This is a genomic window from Paracoccus sp. J55 (assembly GCF_000513975.1).
Taxonomy (GTDB): Bacteria; Pseudomonadota; Alphaproteobacteria; order Rhodobacterales; family Rhodobacteraceae; genus Paracoccus.
This window is the reverse complement of record NZ_AZVA01000001.1, coordinates 294,431-311,858: the sequence shown is the minus strand read 5'-3', so window position 1 is coordinate 311,858 and position 17,428 is coordinate 294,431. Positions and strand designations below refer to the sequence as shown.

The 17,428-nt window shown below is 67.1% G+C and carries 14 protein-coding genes and 1 tRNA gene; 10 read left to right on the top strand and 5 right to left on the bottom strand.

The window, feature by feature from the left end; all coding sequences use genetic code 11:
* Positions 1-66 precede the first annotated feature (66 nt).
* On the top strand, positions 67-549 hold the full coding sequence (locus tag PARJ55_RS0101590) for a GNAT family N-acetyltransferase (protein WP_028711390.1): 483 nt from the start codon (positions 67-69) through the stop codon (positions 547-549).
* A 44-nt stretch (positions 550-593) separates the two neighbouring features.
* Positions 594-670 (top strand) — tRNA-Arg (locus tag PARJ55_RS0101585).
* A 345-nt stretch (positions 671-1,015) separates the two neighbouring features.
* Here PARJ55_RS0101585 and PARJ55_RS24240 read toward each other — a convergent pair.
* The 3 genes from PARJ55_RS24240 to PARJ55_RS0101570 all read right to left on the bottom strand — a co-directional run bounded on the left by PARJ55_RS24240 (position 1,016) and on the right by PARJ55_RS0101570 (position 4,516).
* The gene (locus tag PARJ55_RS24240) at positions 1,016-2,209 is read right to left on the bottom strand and encodes a Hint domain-containing protein (RefSeq protein WP_198019300.1); all 1,194 of its coding nucleotides are present in this window, start codon (positions 2,207-2,209) and stop codon (positions 1,016-1,018) included.
* Between the two features lie 445 nt (positions 2,210-2,654).
* Entirely contained in the window at positions 2,655-3,425 is a 771-nt protein-coding gene (locus tag PARJ55_RS0101575) for a Bax inhibitor-1/YccA family protein (protein ID WP_028711389.1), read from the bottom strand.
* 122 nt (positions 3,426-3,547) lie between these two features.
* Complete coding sequence (locus tag PARJ55_RS0101570) at positions 3,548-4,516, bottom strand: NADPH:quinone oxidoreductase family protein (protein ID WP_036697429.1); 969 nt, start codon at positions 4,514-4,516, stop codon at positions 3,548-3,550.
* Positions 4,517-4,694: 178 nt separating this feature from the next.
* Here PARJ55_RS0101570 and PARJ55_RS0101565 point away from each other — a divergent pair, with 178 nt between their 5' ends.
* From PARJ55_RS0101565 to PARJ55_RS0101535, 7 genes are all read left to right on the top strand, one after another.
* Entirely contained in the window at positions 4,695-5,054 is a 360-nt protein-coding gene (locus PARJ55_RS0101565; RefSeq protein WP_028711387.1) for a helix-turn-helix domain-containing protein, read from the top strand.
* A gap of 84 nt (positions 5,055-5,138) precedes the next feature.
* Positions 5,139-5,954 carry an inositol monophosphatase family protein gene (locus PARJ55_RS0101560; protein WP_028711386.1) on the top strand — a complete coding sequence of 272 codons (816 nt, stop codon included), beginning with the start codon at positions 5,139-5,141 and terminating at the stop codon, positions 5,952-5,954.
* A 67-nt stretch (positions 5,955-6,021) separates the two neighbouring features.
* Positions 6,022-7,407 (top strand): magnesium transporter, encoded by a 1,386-nt coding sequence (gene mgtE / locus PARJ55_RS0101555; RefSeq protein WP_028711385.1) that lies wholly within the window; start codon positions 6,022-6,024, stop codon positions 7,405-7,407.
* Positions 7,404-7,976, top strand: a complete 573-nt coding sequence (locus PARJ55_RS0101550) for a 5-formyltetrahydrofolate cyclo-ligase (protein ID WP_028711384.1) — start codon at positions 7,404-7,406, stop codon at positions 7,974-7,976. The genes mgtE and PARJ55_RS0101550 overlap by 4 nt, the downstream gene beginning before the upstream one ends.
* Positions 7,977-8,380: 404 nt before the next feature.
* Entirely contained in the window at positions 8,381-11,998 is a 3,618-nt protein-coding gene (locus PARJ55_RS0101545) for a vitamin B12-dependent ribonucleotide reductase (RefSeq protein ID WP_028711383.1), read from the top strand.
* Between the two features lie 62 nt (positions 11,999-12,060).
* Entirely contained in the window at positions 12,061-12,312 is a 252-nt protein-coding gene (locus tag PARJ55_RS0101540) for a hypothetical protein (RefSeq protein WP_028711382.1), read from the top strand.
* A 213-nt stretch (positions 12,313-12,525) separates the two neighbouring features.
* Complete coding sequence (locus PARJ55_RS0101535) at positions 12,526-14,070, top strand: DegQ family serine endoprotease (protein WP_028711381.1); 1,545 nt, start codon at positions 12,526-12,528, stop codon at positions 14,068-14,070.
* A 74-nt stretch (positions 14,071-14,144) separates the two neighbouring features.
* Here the strand turns inward: PARJ55_RS0101535 and PARJ55_RS0101530 are convergent, their stop codons facing one another.
* Positions 14,145-14,876 carry an invasion associated locus B family protein gene (locus tag PARJ55_RS0101530; RefSeq protein ID WP_232215647.1) on the bottom strand — a complete coding sequence of 244 codons (732 nt, stop codon included), beginning with the start codon at positions 14,874-14,876 and terminating at the stop codon, positions 14,145-14,147.
* Positions 14,877-15,371: 495 nt separating this feature from the next.
* Here PARJ55_RS0101530 and PARJ55_RS0101525 point away from each other — a divergent pair, with 495 nt between their 5' ends.
* Positions 15,372-16,955 carry a helicase HerA-like domain-containing protein gene (locus PARJ55_RS0101525; protein ID WP_028711379.1) on the top strand — a complete coding sequence of 528 codons (1,584 nt, stop codon included), beginning with the start codon at positions 15,372-15,374 and terminating at the stop codon, positions 16,953-16,955.
* Here PARJ55_RS0101525 and PARJ55_RS0101520 read toward each other — a convergent pair.
* Positions 16,942-17,277, bottom strand: coding sequence for a DUF6477 family protein (locus tag PARJ55_RS0101520; RefSeq protein WP_028711378.1), 336 nt, complete (start codon positions 17,275-17,277; stop codon positions 16,942-16,944). The two genes, PARJ55_RS0101525 and PARJ55_RS0101520, sit on opposite strands and share 14 nt — an antisense overlap.
* Between the last annotated feature and the right edge of the window lie 151 nt (positions 17,278-17,428).

Genomic DNA, 17,428 nt, shown 5'->3' with positions numbered 1-17,428 from the left:
GCGGGGCTTCGCAATCCCGCGGGCCGCTGCTAGGGTCCGGCGCGCAGGCGGAAAGGATGGCGGACGATGGATGGCGGGGATCTGGTGATCAGGCGGGAAAGCCCCTTGGGCGGGGATCTGGCGCTGCTTTTTCAGCGCCATACCGCCGACATGCATGCCGACACGCCGCCGGACTCGATCCACATGCTGCCGCGCGCCGCGCTCGACACGCCCGAGATCGCCTTCTTCGTGCTGCGCGAGGGCGGGGTGCCCCTGGGCATGGGCGCGGTCAAGCGCATCGCCCCCGATCATGGCGAGATCAAGTCCATGCATGTGCTGGCCGAGGCCCGCGGCCGCGGCCATTCCCGCCGCATGCTTCAGGCGCTGATCGACCATGCCCGGTCCGAGGGGATGGCGCGGCTGAGCCTTGAGACCGGGGTGCAGCCGACCTTCATCGCCGCGCGCGGGCTTTACCTGCGGGCGGGTTTCGTCGAATGCCCGCCCTTCGGCGATTACCGGCACGACCCGAACAGCGTCTACATGACGATTGACCTGGGCGGTTCGGATTGAACGGTTGATTCAGCCGCCATCCTGCGCCATGACTGCCGCCGTGCGGGCCCGTAGCTCAACTGGATAGAGCAGGGACCTTCTAAGTCCAAGGTTGAGGGTTCGAGCCCTTCCGGGCCCGCCAATGGCATCATGACGCTTTGGGCCGACATGCAGCGGCCGGCTTTCCTATAAAGCGGGCTTGTATCAGGCCGCTCTGCTCCGCTGCCTTCCGGGCGTCACGCCGGGGCGGATGCCGCGGCCTTCCCTTCCACAGCCAGCCGGCATCATAAGGGGGTGTCGCCGTCTCGCCGCGGTGGCGTTTGGCGGGCAGCAGCGGGCGCGGCAGCATCAGGCCCGGCTGCCGGATAGGCGACCGAAGCCCGGCAGCCGGCCTTCGCCGGCGCAGGATCGCCGTCGGGGGCCGGCCGGGGCCAGAAAAAAGGCCGGCCAATGGCCGGCCCCAGGTGCCTTGCGGCTGGCCCGGCGCTTACTGCACCAGGGCCTTGTGATGCTGGGCGTGGCGCACCGCCAGCTTGCGGCCCATCCGTCCCGAGGCCAGCAGGCGCGCGCCCTGCGGCAGGTCGTCCTCGGCCCGGTCGCGCAGCTCCGGGAACAGCGCGAAGATCTCGGCCTGGGCCTCGCGGCCGACGGATTTCAGCGCCTCGGGGCCAGTGTAAAGCGACTCGGTCTCGGCGCCTTCGGACAGCACGATCTCGTGCCGGTCGAAAAGGAAGTGGAAATATTCCACCGCCTCGATCTCCTGGGCAATGTCGATGCCGTCGATCTGCAGAAGCTGCTTGGCGGCGACCAGAACCTCGGCGGCGCCGAACATCTTCTGCGCGATCTTCGAGCGCACCAGGATGCGATGCTGGGGCGAGACGATCAGGTCGCGCCCGGGCAGACCCTGTCCGAGCGCGCCGGCCGAGATGCGGATCGGGCGCAGGTTCGGGCTGGTCTCCAGCATGCGGCTGCCCACCACGCGCGAGCCGACCCAGCGCACCGGCTGCAGCCCGTGGTCGCGGGTCATCACCAGCATGCCGGGCCGCAGTTCCTCGACCGGAAGCGGGCCGTGCTCGGTCTCGATCAGCGTGCCGCGGGCAAAGCAGGGGAAGCAATGCCGGTCGACGAAGATGCCGTCATAGCACAGGTCGTAATTGCTCGACTTGCTGGGGAAGTTGACCGACACGATGGGCCGGGTGGTCAGCGCCTCGACCTCGGCCGCCGACGCGCCCTTGGGCGGCGGCATCAGGAAGGTGTGGCCGGCCGAATCCTGCATGATGCGGACCGGCAGGTGCAGCGTCTCGTAGCTGCCGTCCGGGTTGCGGAAGGTCACTGCGGTGTTCTTGACGATGAAGGTCGAATCGACCTTGTAGCTCGAGACGTTGCCGTCGCCATCCGCGTCATGGCGGATCGGCTCCGACAGAAAGCCGAAGGGGCCGTCATTGGTGCGGATGACGCCGTCGCGGTTGACGTCGACGGCGCTGACCTCGACCAGGTTGCGCGCCAGCGGGTCGGTCTGCGAGCCGAAGCTCTTGCCGCCAAGGGTGCTGCTAGCCTTTTCGGCGCCGGGGGAAAATTCATTGGGATCCATATCGGGCAGCTTGCCGAGATAGATCATGTTTTCGCAGTCGGGGCCGGTCGGGCCGCAATGATGACCGTGGCCGCCATGCTTAAAAGACATATCAACACTCGCTATTCAGATACGCGCCCGTTCCCGGGGCCGCGTAATCGGTTGCCTCGCGCGTCTGGCTGCCGGGCAAGCGAGATCCTTCGCCGAAATCGACGTTCCAGCCGAAATTGGCCGGACAAGCCTGTCAGGAGGCGCGACGCGCAGTATCGGGTCAACAGGACGCCGACATCAATTTGTCTAGAATATGGCGATTTTATCGCAAGGGGAAAAACTGAACCGTTCGGTTAAAAGTCTAGTAAATTCATAATGGTTAACGAGCCTGCGCGGGCGATATCGATGAATTCTCAGGAAAATTGTTCGCGGCCTCTTTCCGGCATTATGTCGAAAAGATTGCGCACGGCCTGCGGCTGTGGCGCAAATGCGGCGGGGCTGGGGGCCGAAAAACGAAAGGGCCGGGCGAATGCCCGGCCCTCGCGATAGATCCTGTCGGTTGCGATTATTCGCGATTGCCGAGGAACTGCAGCAAGAACATGAACAGGTTCAGGAAGTCCAGATAGAGCTGCAGCGCGCCCATGATCGCGGCCTTGCCGAGGAAGTCGCGGTCCGAATTCGCCAGCTGCAGATAGGTGTTCTTGATGTTCTGCGTGTCATAGGCGGTCAGGCCAGCAAAGATCAGCACGCCGATCGCCGAGATGGCGAACTGCATGGCGCTGGACTGCAGGAACAGGTTCACGATCATGGCGACGATCAGGCCGATCAGGCCCATCATCAGGAAGGTGCCCATCCCCGACAGGTCGCGCTTGGTCGTGTAGCCATAAAGCGACAGCCCGGCGAAGGCGATCGCGGTGATCAGGAAGGTCTGCACGATCGAGAACGAGGTATAGGCGGCGAAGATCCAGCTGATCGAGATGCCCATCACCGCGGCGAAGGCATAGAACAGCGTCGTCGCGCCCTGCACCGACAGGCGGCTCAGCGCGGCGCCGAAGGCAAAGACCATGACCAGCGGCGCGAACATCACCAGCCATTTCACCGGCGACAGATACAGCGTCTTGCCGAATTCGGTCAGGTAATGGCCGTTGCCGAGCGCCCATTGCGTGGGCGTGTCGGACAGGGTCAGCCCGGCCATGCCCCAGGCGGTGCCGGCGGTGACCAGCATGCCCACGGCCATCAGGCCATAGACCTTGTTCATATAGGCGCGCAGGCCCTCATCCACGGCAGCCGAGCGCGTCGCGGTCCCGGCCGTGCGGATCGAATTGTAGTCTTGCATAAGTTCTCCCCGGTCGAAAATCGCGGTGCGGCCCGGATGGCCCACCATCCACGCAGATATTGGCGAAGGATGCAGATTTTTCAATGCGCGGGGAGAGGTTTCGGGGGCATTTGACGAAAATTTCAGATGCTAACGATCACCTTGCCCGTCGAACGCCGGCTTTCCAGCAGTTCATACCCCTCGGCCAGCCGTTCCAGCGGCAGGGTCGCGCCGACATGCGGCCGCAGGCGGCCGGCATTGTAGAGGGCGAAGAGCGCGGCGATGTCCTGGCGCAGCAGCGCGGGGTCGAGCTTGCGATAGCCGCCCCAATAGAAGCCGTGGACGGCGATGTTCTTGACCAGGGCATGGTTCAGCGGCAGGGCCGGGGGCTTGCCGCCGGCAAAGCCGATGACCAGGAAACGCCCGCCGGGGTGCAGGGCGCCGAATGCGGCCTCGCCCGGCGCGTCGCCCACCGGGTCGTAGACCACGTCGACGCCGCCCAGATCGCGCAGCGCGGCGCGCAGGTCGGGGCAGGTGTCGCTGTCGATGCATTCCGCGGCCCCCGCCGCCCGCGCCACCGCCAGCTTTTCGGCGCCGCGCGCCACGGCGATCACCCGCGCGCCGAGCGCGGCCCCGACCTCGACCGCCGTCAGCCCGACGCCGCCCGCCGCGCCCAGGACCGCCAGCGTCTCGCCGGGGCGCAGTCCGGCGCGCAGCGTCAGCGCGAAATGGCTGGTGCCGTAGGCGATCAGGAAGCCGGCCGCCTCCTCATAGCGCATCGCATCGGGAATCGGGTGGCAGCATTCGGCGGGAAACAGGTTGGCCTCGGCCATGGTGCCCTGGCTCTGGACCACGACGCGCGTGCCGGGCGCCAACGCCACGCCGGGGCCGGCGGCCAGCACCTCGCCCGCGCCCTCCAGCCCGGGAATGAAGGGCAGGGGCGGGGTTTCCTGATAGCGCCCCCGGGTCATCAGCAGATCGGCGAAATTCAGCGCAGCCGCCCGCAGCCTGACCAGCACCTCGCCGGGGGCGGGCTGGGCCAGCGCCAGTTCACCCGCTACGGGAGAGCCGGACATTTCCTTGATTTGCATCATTTTCCAGGTCGTCTGCATGATTCCTCCTGCCCTGTCGCCGCGCCGGCTGCGCCGCTTTCTTCCATGTTTCCCGCGGGTTCGGCCAGCCTTTTTCAGGGCCTGTAATCGCTTGTCTTTTTGGACAAGTGGGCATTATCAAGCTCGAAAATTGCGTCAATCTGGTGTAGCGCCCGTTTAGATTGAGTGAGGTGTTACCATGAAACATAACGTGGATGTCCATGTCGGAAAGCGGATCCGTCATCGCCGATGGATGATCGGCATGACGCAGCAGCAGCTTGCCGAGAAGGTCGGGATCAAGTTCCAGCAGATCCAGAAATACGAGACCGGGATGAACCGCGTCTCGGCTTCGCGGCTTTGGGACATCGCGCAGGCGGTGGATGTGCCCGTCAGCTTCTTCTTCGAGGGGCTCGAGGACGGCCATGTGCAGAACACGGTCGAGGGCGACATCCTTGCCGACAAGGAGGCGCTGCAGCTGGTCCGCGCCTATTACGCCATGCCCGAGGCCCAGCGGCGCCAGATCTTCGAGCTGGCCCGCGTGCTTTCGGACGCGGCCTGAGCCGGACCGCCGCCGTTCCCAGGCTTTCGCTTGCGGGACGCAGCGGCTAAACCTGCGCCCGAGGCAGAACTGCGGGGGCAGGCGATGACAAGCGCGAACAAGACCATTCCTGTCGAGGAGGCTGAGCGGATCGTGGCCGTGGCGCATCGCCTGGCCGATGCCGCGCGTGTCGAGACGCTGAGCCTGTTCCGCAGCCCGGCGCTGCGGCCCGACAACAAATCCGCCACCGGCTTCGACCCGGTGACTGAAGCCGACCGGGCCAGCGAGCGCGCCATGCGCGCCATCCTGGCCGCCGAGCGCCCCGAGGATGGCATCCTGGGCGAGGAATACGGTGTCCAGAACGGACAAAGCGGCCTGAGCTGGGTCCTTGATCCCATCGACGGCACCCGCGCCTTCATGGCGGGGGCGCCGAGCTGGGGCGTGCTGATCGGGGTCAGCGACGCCCGGGGGCCGATCTACGGCATCGTCGATCAGCCGCATCTGGACGAGCGTTTCGAGGGCGGGCTGGGCCATGCCCGGCTGATCTCGCGCGCGGGGACTGTGCCGCTTCGGGCGCGGCAGGGCGTCGCCCTGGCCCAGGCCACGCTGATGACCACCTATCCCGAGGTCGGCAGCCCCGCCGAGCACGCCGCCTTTTCGCGGGTCGCGGCCCGGGCGCGGCTGGTCCGCCACGGGCTGGACTGCTACGCCTATGCGCTGCTTGCTGCCGGCCATGTCGATCTGGTGATCGAGGCGGGGCTGCAGCCCTATGACGTGGTCGCGCCGATAGCCGTGGTGCAGGCGGCGGGCGGCGTGGTGACCGACTGGCAGGGCGGTCCCGCGCATGGCGGCGGCACCATCCTCGCCGCGGGTTCACAGGAATTGCACGCTGAGGCGCTAACGCTTCTGAAGGGCGATTGAGGCCCGTCCGCAAGGCCCCTATGGTGCCGCTAACCGTCCAGCCCCGAACTCCGAGAGGAGCCTGCCGATGACCGAGCCGCGCGACGCCGAGACCGAGACCTCGGAAGCCGATTTCCAGCTGAGCCGGCGGGATATCGACGCGATCAACAGGGCCATAGACGAGGCCGACGGCCCGGCGCTGGACGGGCTGCTCGAACCGATGCACGCCGCCGATATCGCCGACCTGATCGAGCAGCTGACTCCGGCCCGGCGGCGCGAGTTCCTGCAGCTCTATTCCGGCGAGATCGACGGCGAGATCCTGTCCGAGATCGACGAATCCATCCGCGAGGAGGTGATCGAGCAGCTGCCGCACGAGGTGGTGGCCGAAGCCGTGCGCGAGATGGACAGCGACGACGTCGTCGACCTGATCGAGGATATGGAGGCGCCCGAGCAGCAGGCGATCCTGGCGGCGCTGGACGAATCCGACCGGGCCGCCGTCGAACGCTCGCTGACCTGGCCGGAATATTCGGCCGGCCGCCTCATGCAGTCCGAGGTGGTCACGGCGCCCGAGCACTGGACCGTGGGCGAGACCATCGACTTCCTGCGCGCCGAGGAATGGCTGCCCGACCAGTTCTATCACGTCGTGCTGGTCGATCCGCGCCGCCACCCGACCGGCTATGTCACGCTGGGCAAGCTGCTGGCCTCGCGCCGCCATGTGCCGCTGCGCGACATCGCCGAGGACAGCTTCCGCACCATCTCGGCCCGCCAGGACGAGGGCGACGTGGCCTATGCCTTCAACAAGTATCACCTGATCTCGGCCCCGGTCGTGGACGACGACGACCGGCTGGTTGGGGTCATCACCATCGACGACGCCATGTCCGTGCTGGACGAGGAGCATGAGGAGGACTTTCTGCGCATGGCCCGCGTCTCGGACGAGAGCCATGTTTCGGACGGTCCCTTGCAGACCGCGCGCCAGCGGCTGCCCTGGCTGGTGATCAACCTTTGCACCGCCTCGCTTTCCGCGCTGGTGATCTCGCGCTTCGAATCCACGCTGGCGCAGCTTGTGATTTTGGCGGCGCTGATGCCCATCGTCGCCTCGACCGGCGGCATCGCCGGCACGCAGTCGCTGGCCGTGGCGGTGCGGGCGCTGGCCACGCGCGAGCTGACCAGGGCCAATGCCCGCCGCGTGATCTTGCGCGAGCTGGTGGCGGGGCTGCTGAACGGGTTGGGACTGGCCGTGCTGCTGACCCTGGCCGGAACATTCATCCTGGGCAATCTGCAGATCGGTCTGGTGCTGGGCATGGCGATGATCGCCAACCAGATCGTTGCGGCCATGGGCGGGGTGCTGGTGCCGCTGGGCCTGAGCAAGCTGGGACTGGATCCTGCACTGGCATCCGGAACATTCGTCACCACCATGACCGACATGATGGGATTCTTTGCATTTCTGGGGCTGGCGACGTGGATCCTGATATGAAGGCCGCCTTGCGGCAGCAGGCGCTGGTGGCGCGGGTGCAGGGCGGCGACGATGCCGCGCTGACCCGGAACCTGACCGCGGCGCTGGCGCCGCATCGCGGCAAGGTGCTCGCCGGCTACTGGCCGATGCGCGGCGAGGCCGATCCGCACCCGGCCATGGCGGTCCATGACGGCCCGGTCTGCCTGCCGGTGGTGATCGGGCCGGCGCAGCCGCTGGAATTCCGTGCCTGGGACGGGCGGCTTGAACCCGGGCGATTCGGCACCAGCCACCCGCCGGCCGATTCGCCGGTGCTGCGCCCCGAGGTTCTGATCGTGCCGCTGGCCGGCTTCGACCGGGCGGGCCATCGGCTGGGCTATGGCGGCGGCTTCTACGACCGGACGCTGGCGGAGCTGCGCGCCGGGGCGCCGGTCGTGGCCATCGGGCTGGCCTATGCCGTGCAGGAGATTCGCGCCATCCCCGCCGAGCCGACCGACCAGCCGCTGGACCTGATCGTCACCGATGGGGGTGTCATCCTGCCGCAGCCGGAAAAATCGCAATGCGCGAGTTTGGGAACAAATTTGCAACCCTGACGCCTGGCGGCTGGGGATAAGCCTGTGGAAACCGCGTGAGCGGCGGCGGGGAACCTTGCCAGATCGCTTGGCTTTTCGGCTTTTGTCGGGATTTGCCAGTTGTTAACAATGCACTTGCAGCGAATCCCCGCCCTTGGCCGAGGGTCTGTTTCGATGCTGCTGTCCAGCAAAATTTTATGTTGAAAAGCGTCATCTCTCGGGTCAATTTGTGGCCCAGGCCGATGGCGCCACCAGATCTTGTGTCCTTCCCGACATCCGATCCGGTTCGGCGCCAAGGGGCAGAGATCAGGAAATAAGCTTTCGGGGTGCCGGGCGATCCGGCCGCCGGACCCGTGCCTTGCGGCGCGGGCGGCGGCGGACCGGCTGCGCGGTCCGGGGCGCGGATGACGGGGGACAGTCAGGGCATGCGGATCGAACGGCGCTTTACCACGGCCGAAAGCGGGGCTTACGGCGCGCTTTCCTTTACCACCACCACCAGCGAGATCCGCAACCCCGACGGCAAGATCGTCTTCCGCAACGAGGCGGTGGAGGTGCCGCAGGGCTGGAGCCAGGTGGCCTCGGACGTCATCGCCCAGAAATATTTCCGCAAGGCCGGCGTGCCGGCGCGGCTCAAGCGCGTCAAGGAGAAGGGCGTGCCGGAATTCCTGTGGCGCTCGGTTCCCGACGAGGAGGCGCTGGCCGGGCTTCCCGAGGAGGCGCGCTATGGCGGCGAGACCAGCGCCCGGCAGGTCTTCGACCGGCTGGCCGGCGCCTGGGCCTATTGGGGCTGGAAGGGCGGGTATTTTTCGAACGAAGAAGACGCCCGTGCCTATTACGACGAGATGCGCTTCATGCTGGCGGCGCAGATGGGGGCGCCGAACAGCCCGCAATGGTTCAATACCGGACTGCACTGGGCCTATGGCATCGACGGGCCGTCGCAGGGCCATTTCTATGTCGATTACAAGACCGGCAAGCTGGTCAAGTCGGACAGCGCCTATGAGCATCCGCAGCCGCATGCCTGCTTCATCCAGTCGGTCAGCGACGACCTGGTGAACGAGGGCGGCATCATGGACCTCTGGGTCCGCGAGGCGCGGCTTTTCAAATACGGCTCGGGCACGGGCACCAATTTTTCGTCCCTTCGAGGGGAGGGCGAGAAACTGTCGGGCGGCGGGAAATCTTCGGGGCTCATGGGCTTCCTGAAGATCGGAGACCGCGCAGCCGGCGCGATCAAATCGGGCGGAACGACCCGGCGCGCGGCAAAGATGGTGATCTGCGACATGGATCACCCCGACATCGAGCAGTTCATCAACTGGAAGGTCATCGAAGAGCAGAAGGTCGCCTCGCTGGTGGCCGGCTCCAAGATGCACGAACGGAAGCTGAACGAGATCTTCGCCGCGATCCGCGGCTGGGACGGCAGCATCGAGGATGCTACCGACCCTGCCCGGAACGCGGCGCTGAAATCGGCGATCCGTTCCGCCAAGCGCAGCATGATCCCGGAGACCTATGTCAACCGGGTTCTGCAATACGCCCGCCAGGGCTTTGATTCGATTGAGTTTCCGACCTATGATACCGATTGGGACTCGGAAGCCTATGTCTCGGTCTCGGGGCAGAATTCCAACAACTCGGTGCGGGTGACGGATGCCTTCTTGCGCGCGGTACGCGACGACCTGCCCTGGGAACTGGTGCGCCGCACCGACGGCACGGTGGCGAAGACCGTGTCGGCGCGTGCGCTCTGGGATCAGATCGGCCATGCCGCATGGGCCTGCGCCGATCCGGGCATCCAGTTCCACGATACGATCAACGCCTGGCATACCTGCCCGGAACACGGGCCGATCCGGGCCTCGAACCCGTGCAGCGAATACATGTTCCTGGACGACACGGCCTGCAACCTGGCCTCGATGAACCTGCTGACCTTCTGGGACGGCAAGGAATTCGACGCCGACGGCTATGTCCATGCCAGCCGGCTGTGGACCGTCACGCTGGAGATCTCGGTGCTGATGGCGCAGTTCCCCAGCAAGGAGATCGCGCAGCGCAGCTACGATTTCCGCACGCTGGGCCTGGGCTATGCCAATATCGGCGGCCTCCTGATGAACATGGGCCTGGGCTATGACAGCGAGCAGGGCCGGGCGCTCTGCGGGGCGCTGACCGCGATCATGACCGGCGTGGCCTATGCCACCTCGGCCGAGATGGCGGCCGAGCTGGGGCCGTTCCCCGGCTACAAGAAGAATGCCCGCCACATGCTGCGGGTGATCCGCAACCACCGCGCCGCGGCGCATGGCACCGGCGCCTATGAGGGCGTGAACGTCCGCCCGGTCGAGCTGGATGCCGCGAACTGCCCCGACCCGCGGCTGGTGGCGCTGGCGCAGGGCGCCTGGGACGAGGCGCTGACCCTGGGCGAGGAGCACGGTTTCCGCAACGCCCAGGCGACGGTGATCGCGCCCACGGGGACCATCGGGCTGGTGATGGATTGCGACACCACCGGCATCGAGCCCGATTTCGCGCTGGTGAAGTTCAAGAAGCTGGCCGGCGGCGGCTATTTCAAGATCATCAACCGCTCGGTCCCGGCGGCGCTGGAGACGCTGGGCTATGGCTCGGCGCAGATCGAGGAGATCATCGCCTATGCCGTGGGCCATGCCAGCCTTGGCAATTGCCCGGGCATCAACCATGCCAGCCTGATCGGCCACGGTTTCGGTCCGCGCGAGCTGGAAAAGATCGATGCGGCGCTGGCCTCGGCCTTCGACATCCGCTTCGTCTTCAACCAGTGGACCTTGGGCGAGGCCTTCTGTCGCGAGACCTTGGGCATCCCGGCCGAGAAGCTGAACGACCCCGGCTTCGACCTGCTGCGGCATCTGGGCTTCACCCGGGCGCAGATCGACGCCGCCAACGACCATGTCTGCGGCACCATGACGCTGGAGGGCGCGCCGCATCTGGACCCTGCGCATTACCCGGTCTTCGACTGCGCCAATGCCTGCGGCAAGAAGGGCACCCGCTATCTGTCGGTGGACAGCCATATCCGCATGATGGCGGCGGCGCAGAGCTTCATTTCGGGCGCGATCTCCAAGACCATCAACATGCCGAACAGCGCCAGCATCGCCGATGCGCTGGCCGCCTATGAGCTGAGCTGGTCCCTGGGCATCAAGGCCAATGCGCTTTACCGCGACGGCTCCAAGCTGTCGCAGCCGCTGGCCTCGGCGCTGGTCGAGGATGACGAGGAGGCCGAGGAGATCCTGGCCAACGGCAGCCTGCAGGAAAAGGTCGCGGTCGTCGCCGAGAAGGTGGTCGAGAAGATCATCGTCAAGGAGGCGGTGCGCAGCCATCGCGAGAAGCTGCCACAGCGCCGCAAGGGCTATACCCAGAAGGCGATCATCGGCGGGCACAAGGTCTATCTGCGCACCGGCGAATATGACGACGGCAAGCTGGGCGAGATCTTCATCGACATGCACAAGGAAGGCGCGGGCTTCCGGGCGATGATGAACAATTTCGCCATCGCCGTCTCGGTGGGCCTGCAATACGGCGTGCCGCTGGAGGAGTTCGTCGACGCCTTCACCTTCACCCGCTTCGAGCCGGCGGGCATGGTTCAGGGCAATGACAGCATCAAGAATGCGACCTCGATCCTCGATTACGTATTCCGCGAGCTGGCGGTTTCCTATCTGGACCGCACCGATCTGGCGCATGTGAAGCCGCAGGGCGCGCGCTTCGACGATCTGGGCGGCGGCGAGAGCGAAAGCCAGCCCAATCTCGCCCCGGTCAGCGAAGGCGCCTCGCGTTCGCTGGAGATGCTGCGGCAGATCAGCTCGACCGGCTATTTGCGCAAGCGCCTGCCGCAGGATCTGGTGGCGCTGCAATCCGGGGTCTCGGTCGCGGCGGTTTCGACGGCGGAGGGTGCGGCTGCGGTGGGCGTCGTCACCCTGGATGCGCGTGCCAAGGCCCGGATGCAGGGTTATGAGGGCGATCCCTGCGGCGAATGCGGCAATTACACGCTGGTCCGCAACGGCACCTGCATGAAGTGCAACACCTGCGGCGCGACCAGCGGCTGCAGCTGAAGCGGGCCCCTAGGTCCGGGCGCATGGTGCGGCCGGGCCTTCCCGAAACGAAAGGGCAAGCCATGGAACTGCTCGTCGGCGTGCGGCGCATCACCCCCGCCGCCATTCACCCGATCCCCGGCGGGGTCGAGGCCGAGCTGCGCGGCGATGCGGTCCTGTCGCTGCTGGATGCCGCCTTTCACGGCGCGGGCCGGATCGAGATTCTGGGCGGCGAGCTGGACCGCCGGCCGATGGACGTGGCGGGGATCGAGATGCGCGGCGCCTCGACCCTCGTCACGCTGCTTTGCGCCGGCGAGGCCGCGCGGCTGAACTGAAGATCATCGCTGCGATGAAACCTGTTCCGCGTCCCTCGGGCCGCGGAACTTTTTTCATGTGCCGGCCCCTGCGCCCGGCATTGCCCGCAAGTCACGATCAGTTCATCCTTTGCGAGCGTGGTTCATTTGCAACGGGGTCGAAAATCCCCTTGAACATGAGCATATTGCCGGGGTGCCGGCATCTCCGCCCCGGCCTGGAAGGAGACAATCCAGATGAACAGACCTTCGTCCCGCCATCTTCTGACCGCTTCGGGTCTTGCGCTGCTGCTGGCGCTGTCGCCCGCCATCGCGCAAGAGCCGGGGGCGCCCGCGGCCCAGTCCGCGCAGGAGGCGGCGAACAACAACCAGCCGCTGACCGCGCCCGAAAGCCAGGCCCGCCAGCAGCGGGTCATGCCGGAAAGCTTTGCCGATCTGGTCGAGCAGGTCAGCCCGGCGGTCGTGAACATCACCACCACCTCGACGGTCTCGACGCCTCTGGCCCGCGGGCCGCAGCTGCCCGAGGGCAGCCCGTTCAGCGACCTGTTCCGCGAATTCGGCTTTCCCGGCTTCCCCCCCGGCGAGGACAACCCCTTCCAGCGCGGGCCGCAGCGCGAGCAGCGCTCGAACGCGCTGGGTTCGGGCTTCGTCGTCTCGCCCGAGGGGCTGATCGTGACCAACAATCACGTCATCGACGGCGCCGACGAGATCGAGGTCGAATTCTTCTCGGGCCAGCGGCTGCCGGCCAAGGTGATCGGCAAGGACGACAAGACCGATGTCGCCGTGCTCAAGGTGGAAAGCCCCGAGCCCTTGCCCTTCGTCAAGTTCGGCGACAGCGACCAGGCGCGGGTGGGCGACTGGGTGCTGGCGCTCGGCAACCCGCTGGGGCAGGGCTTCTCGGCCTCGACCGGGATCGTCTCGGCCCGCAACCGGGCGCTGTCGGGCACCTATGACGATTTCATCCAGACCGATGCGGCGATCAACCGGGGCAATTCCGGCGGGCCGCTCTTCAACATGGACGGCGAGGTGATCGGGGTGAACACCGCGATCCTGTCGCCGAATGGCGGCTCGATCGGCATCGGCTTCTCGATGGCCTCGAACGTGGTCAGCAAGGTGGTCGAGCAGCTCGAGGCCTTTGGCGAGACGCGGCGCGGCTGGCTGGGCGTCAAGATCCAGCCGGTGACCGACGACATCGCCGAATCGCTGGGCCTGGCCGATGCCCGGGGCGCCATGGTCACCGATGTGCCGGCCGGTCCTGCCGCCGATGCCGGGATGAGGGCCGGCGACGTGATCACCAGCTTCGCCGGCGGCGAGGTCAAGGACCCGCGCGACCTGGTGCGCCGGGTGGCCGACGCGCCGGTGGGCGAGGCGGTCGATGTCGTGGTGCAGCGCGACGGCAAGCCGGTCGAGCTGCAGGTGACGCTGGGCCGGCGCGAGCTGGCCGAGGGCACCGGCAGCGGCAAGGTGGACAGCGCCGAAGAGACCGCGAGCGACCTGATGGGCATGACACTGGCGCCGCTGACGCCGGAGATCGCAGGCGAGCTTGGGGTGTCGCGCGACATGCAGGGGCTGGTGGTGCAATCGGTCGATCCGGCCGGCGCCGCCTCGGACAAGGGCCTGGTTGCCGGCGACGTGATCACCGAGGCGGGCCAGCAGCCGGTGGCCACGCTGGCCGATCTGGAGGCGCGCATCAAGGAGGCGCGCGAGGCCGGGCGCAAGTCCATCCTGGTCATGGTGCGCCGCGCCGGCGAGCCGCGCTTCGTCGCCCTGCCGGTCGAATGAGCGCATGAAAAAGGGCCGGGAGTGACCCGGCCCGATGCGAAGGGGGCGCCGACGGTGCCCCTTGCCGTTTCGGCTTACTGCTGCTGGGGCGCTTCGGCAGGCGCCTCGGCCGGGGCCTCAGCCGGTGCGGCGGCGAGGTTCTTGTTCGCCTCGACCAGCGCGTTCATGCCGGCGGTAAAGCCCTTGAGCGACAGGTCCAGCTTGACCAGCTGCTCTTTCGGCGCGCCGAAGGGCAGGACCGAGACGGTGGCCTTGTTGCCCTTTTTCAGCGGGCCCAGCTCGGCATCCGCCAGGCCGATGCGCGAGATGCAGCCGACCGGCGCGCAGAGCATGAAAGGATAGCGCGATTCCTTGGCGGCATCGACCTGCAGGCCCAGCCCGGCCTGAAGGTCGGTTTCCAGCGGCGCGATGAAGGTGATGACGGCCTGAACGTTGCCGCTCATCGGGATCACCGAGGCCTCGGCCACCGGCGAATCGTTCTGGTCCTTGAGCAGCTGGTAAAGCTCGCAGGGATCGTTGCCCTCCTGCGTCTTCATGCAGCGCAGGGTCCAGTCGCCATGCGTCGATCTGGCATAGGGCTGACCGACCTGCGTCTCGCCCTCGGCGGCGGCTTCCGGCGCAGCTTCAGCTTCGGCGGCGGCCGGTGCCTCGGCTTCCGGGGTGGCAGGGGCGGGCGCTTCGGCCGCGGGGGCTTCGGCGGCTGGCTGGGCCGGGGTCTCGGTGCTCGCGTCTTGCGCCATCACGCTGGTGGTGCCCGCCAGGGTGAAGAGGGCGGCGATCAGTGCCGCGGACGTCCTGTTGACCATGTTCTCTTCCTTTGGTCCATGCATCGGCCCCGGTCCTAACATGCGCATGCCGGCTTGTCAGGGCGGATCGCATCGCACGCCGTCACCTTTGCGTTGGAAGATGCGCGGCGAGGCTTAGGGTCGCGCGGAACGGCGGGGGCGATGCCGGAGAAGCGAGGGACCCGGAGCGTAAGACAGCCGCCCCGGGTCCCCATGCTTACCTTCCCTGCCGGACTGGCCGGTCATCATTGCGCCGAAGGCTAGAGCCAGCGGGGGAAGCCGTCAACTGTCCTAAACGTCAATGATGACATCGGCGCGACAAGGCCGTGAACTGGGCAGATCGCAGGCATCCGCGGCGAAAAAATGCCGCGCCCGAAGGCGCGGCAGTCCAACAGGGAGGAAGCCGGCCATCCGCCGATGCGGGGTCCGGCAAGGAACAGACTGGCACAAAATCGTTACGGTTGTATTGTCCTTTCGTCCCAAGCCCGCGCTTTTTTGCCGATCCGAGGAGGAAAAATGACAGAAATCGTCGATCTTGACGCCGGAACGGTCTTCGTGGGCGGAGGCGGCGCGGATTACGCGGTGCCGCAGCAGCTGCTGCTGAAATACGCCAACCGCCACGGGCTGATCGCCGGAGCGACGGGGACCGGCAAGACGGTGACCTTGCAGACGCTGGCCGAATCGTTCTCGCGCGCCGGGGTGCCGGTCTTCATGGCCGATGTGAAGGGCGACCTGGCCGGCATCGCCAAGCCGGGCCTGGCCGAGGGCAAGCTGCACGAGAGCTTTCTCAGGCGCGCCGAGCAGATCGGCGTCGCCCTGGACTACCAGGCCTTTCCCGTCACCTTCTGGGACATCTGGGGCCAGCGCGGCCACCCGGTCCGCACCACCCCGGCCGAGATGGGGCCGCTGCTGCTGTCGCGGCTGATGGGGCTGAGCGATGCGCAGGAGGGGGTGATGAACATCGCCTTCCGCGTCGCCGACGAGGAGGGGCTGGCGCTGCTGGATCTCAAGGACCTGCAGGCCATGCTGGTCTGGGTCGGGCAGAACGCCAAGGACCTGTCGCTGAAATACGGCAATGTCTCGACCGCCTCGGTCGGCGCCATCCAGCGCGCGCTCATGGTGCTGGAGAACGAGGGCGGCGGCTTGCTGTTCGGCGAGCCGGCGCTGGAACTTGCGGACATGATGCGGCTGGACGCCTCGGGCAAGGGGATGATCAACATCCTCTCGGCCGAGAAACTGATGAACGCGCCGCGCCTTTACGCGACCTTCCTGCTTTGGCTGATGGCCGAGCTGTTCGAGCAGCTGCCCGAGGTCGGCGACCCGGACAAGCCGAAGATCGCCTTTTTCTTCGACGAAGCGCATCTGTTGTTCGACGACGCGCCGCCGGCGCTGGTGGACAAGATCGAGCAGGTGGCGCGGCTGATCCGGTCCAAGGGCGTCAGCCTGTGGTTCATCAGCCAGAACCCGGCCGACCTGCCGGAATCGGTGCTGGGCCAGTTGGGCAACCGGGTGCAGCACGCGCTGCGCGCCTTTACCGCCAAGGACCAGAAGGCGCTGCGGCTGGCGGCGCAGAACTATCGCGCGAATCCGGATTTCGACACGGCCGAGGCGATCCAGGCCGTCGGCACCGGCGAGGCGGTGACCTCGCTTCTGGAGGCCAAGGGCGTGCCGGGCATCGTGCAGCGCACGCTGATTCGCCCGCCGCTGTCGCAACTCGGTCCGATCCCGGATACCGAGCGCGCGGCGATCAACGCCGCCTCGCCCATGGCGTTGAAATACGGCACGCCGCTCGACCGGGAATCGGCGGCCGAGATCCTGGCCAAGCGCGCCGAGGCCGCGGCCGCGAGCGCCAGCACCGGGCCGGGGGCAGGGGCCGGAGGCTTGGACGACGACCTCTGGAAGATGGACCGCGAGCATGCCCGCGGCCGTCGCTACGATCCCGCCGCCCGGCTCCCGGCCGAGCCCAAGCCGCGCGCCCGCCGCTCGAACAGCGATTCGATTGCCACGACCTTCGGCAAGAGCCTGGCCCGGCAGCTGGGCACCAAGACCGGGCAGGCGCTGGTGCGCGGCGTTCTGGGCTCGCTGTTCAGGGGCAAGTAAGCGGCGCCGGGCAGGTCGCGGCCCCGGCGGCTTCGGCCGTCTCGGCCAGGATCGCGATCAGCAGCATGATGTGGCGATGCATGTCATAGCCGGCCTGGCCCTGGCGCCGGGCCGCGTCCAGGCGCTCTTCTTCGGCGCGCAGCCGGGCAAGGGCCGAGCCGGCGGCGGGCAGAGCCTCGCATTTCAGTACCCGGCGCAGGTCGCGCTTGCGGCTCCAGCCCTGAAGGCCCGCCCGCGCGGCCCGCACCAGCAGGCGCGGGCGGCGCAGATGCGGCTGGGCCGGGCGCGGCTGGAAGGCGATCACATTGCTCATCATCGTCATGGCGATTTTCCCCGTCGGCTGGTTCCGGGGGGATTATCTGCAACCTGAACGTGTGTTGCGCCGCAGGGCCGAGTTGCGCGCGCCGCGGCAAGGAATCTTTAGGAATTCTTAGCAAATACTGCCGCATCTCGACCTGATCCCGTTCCGGTGG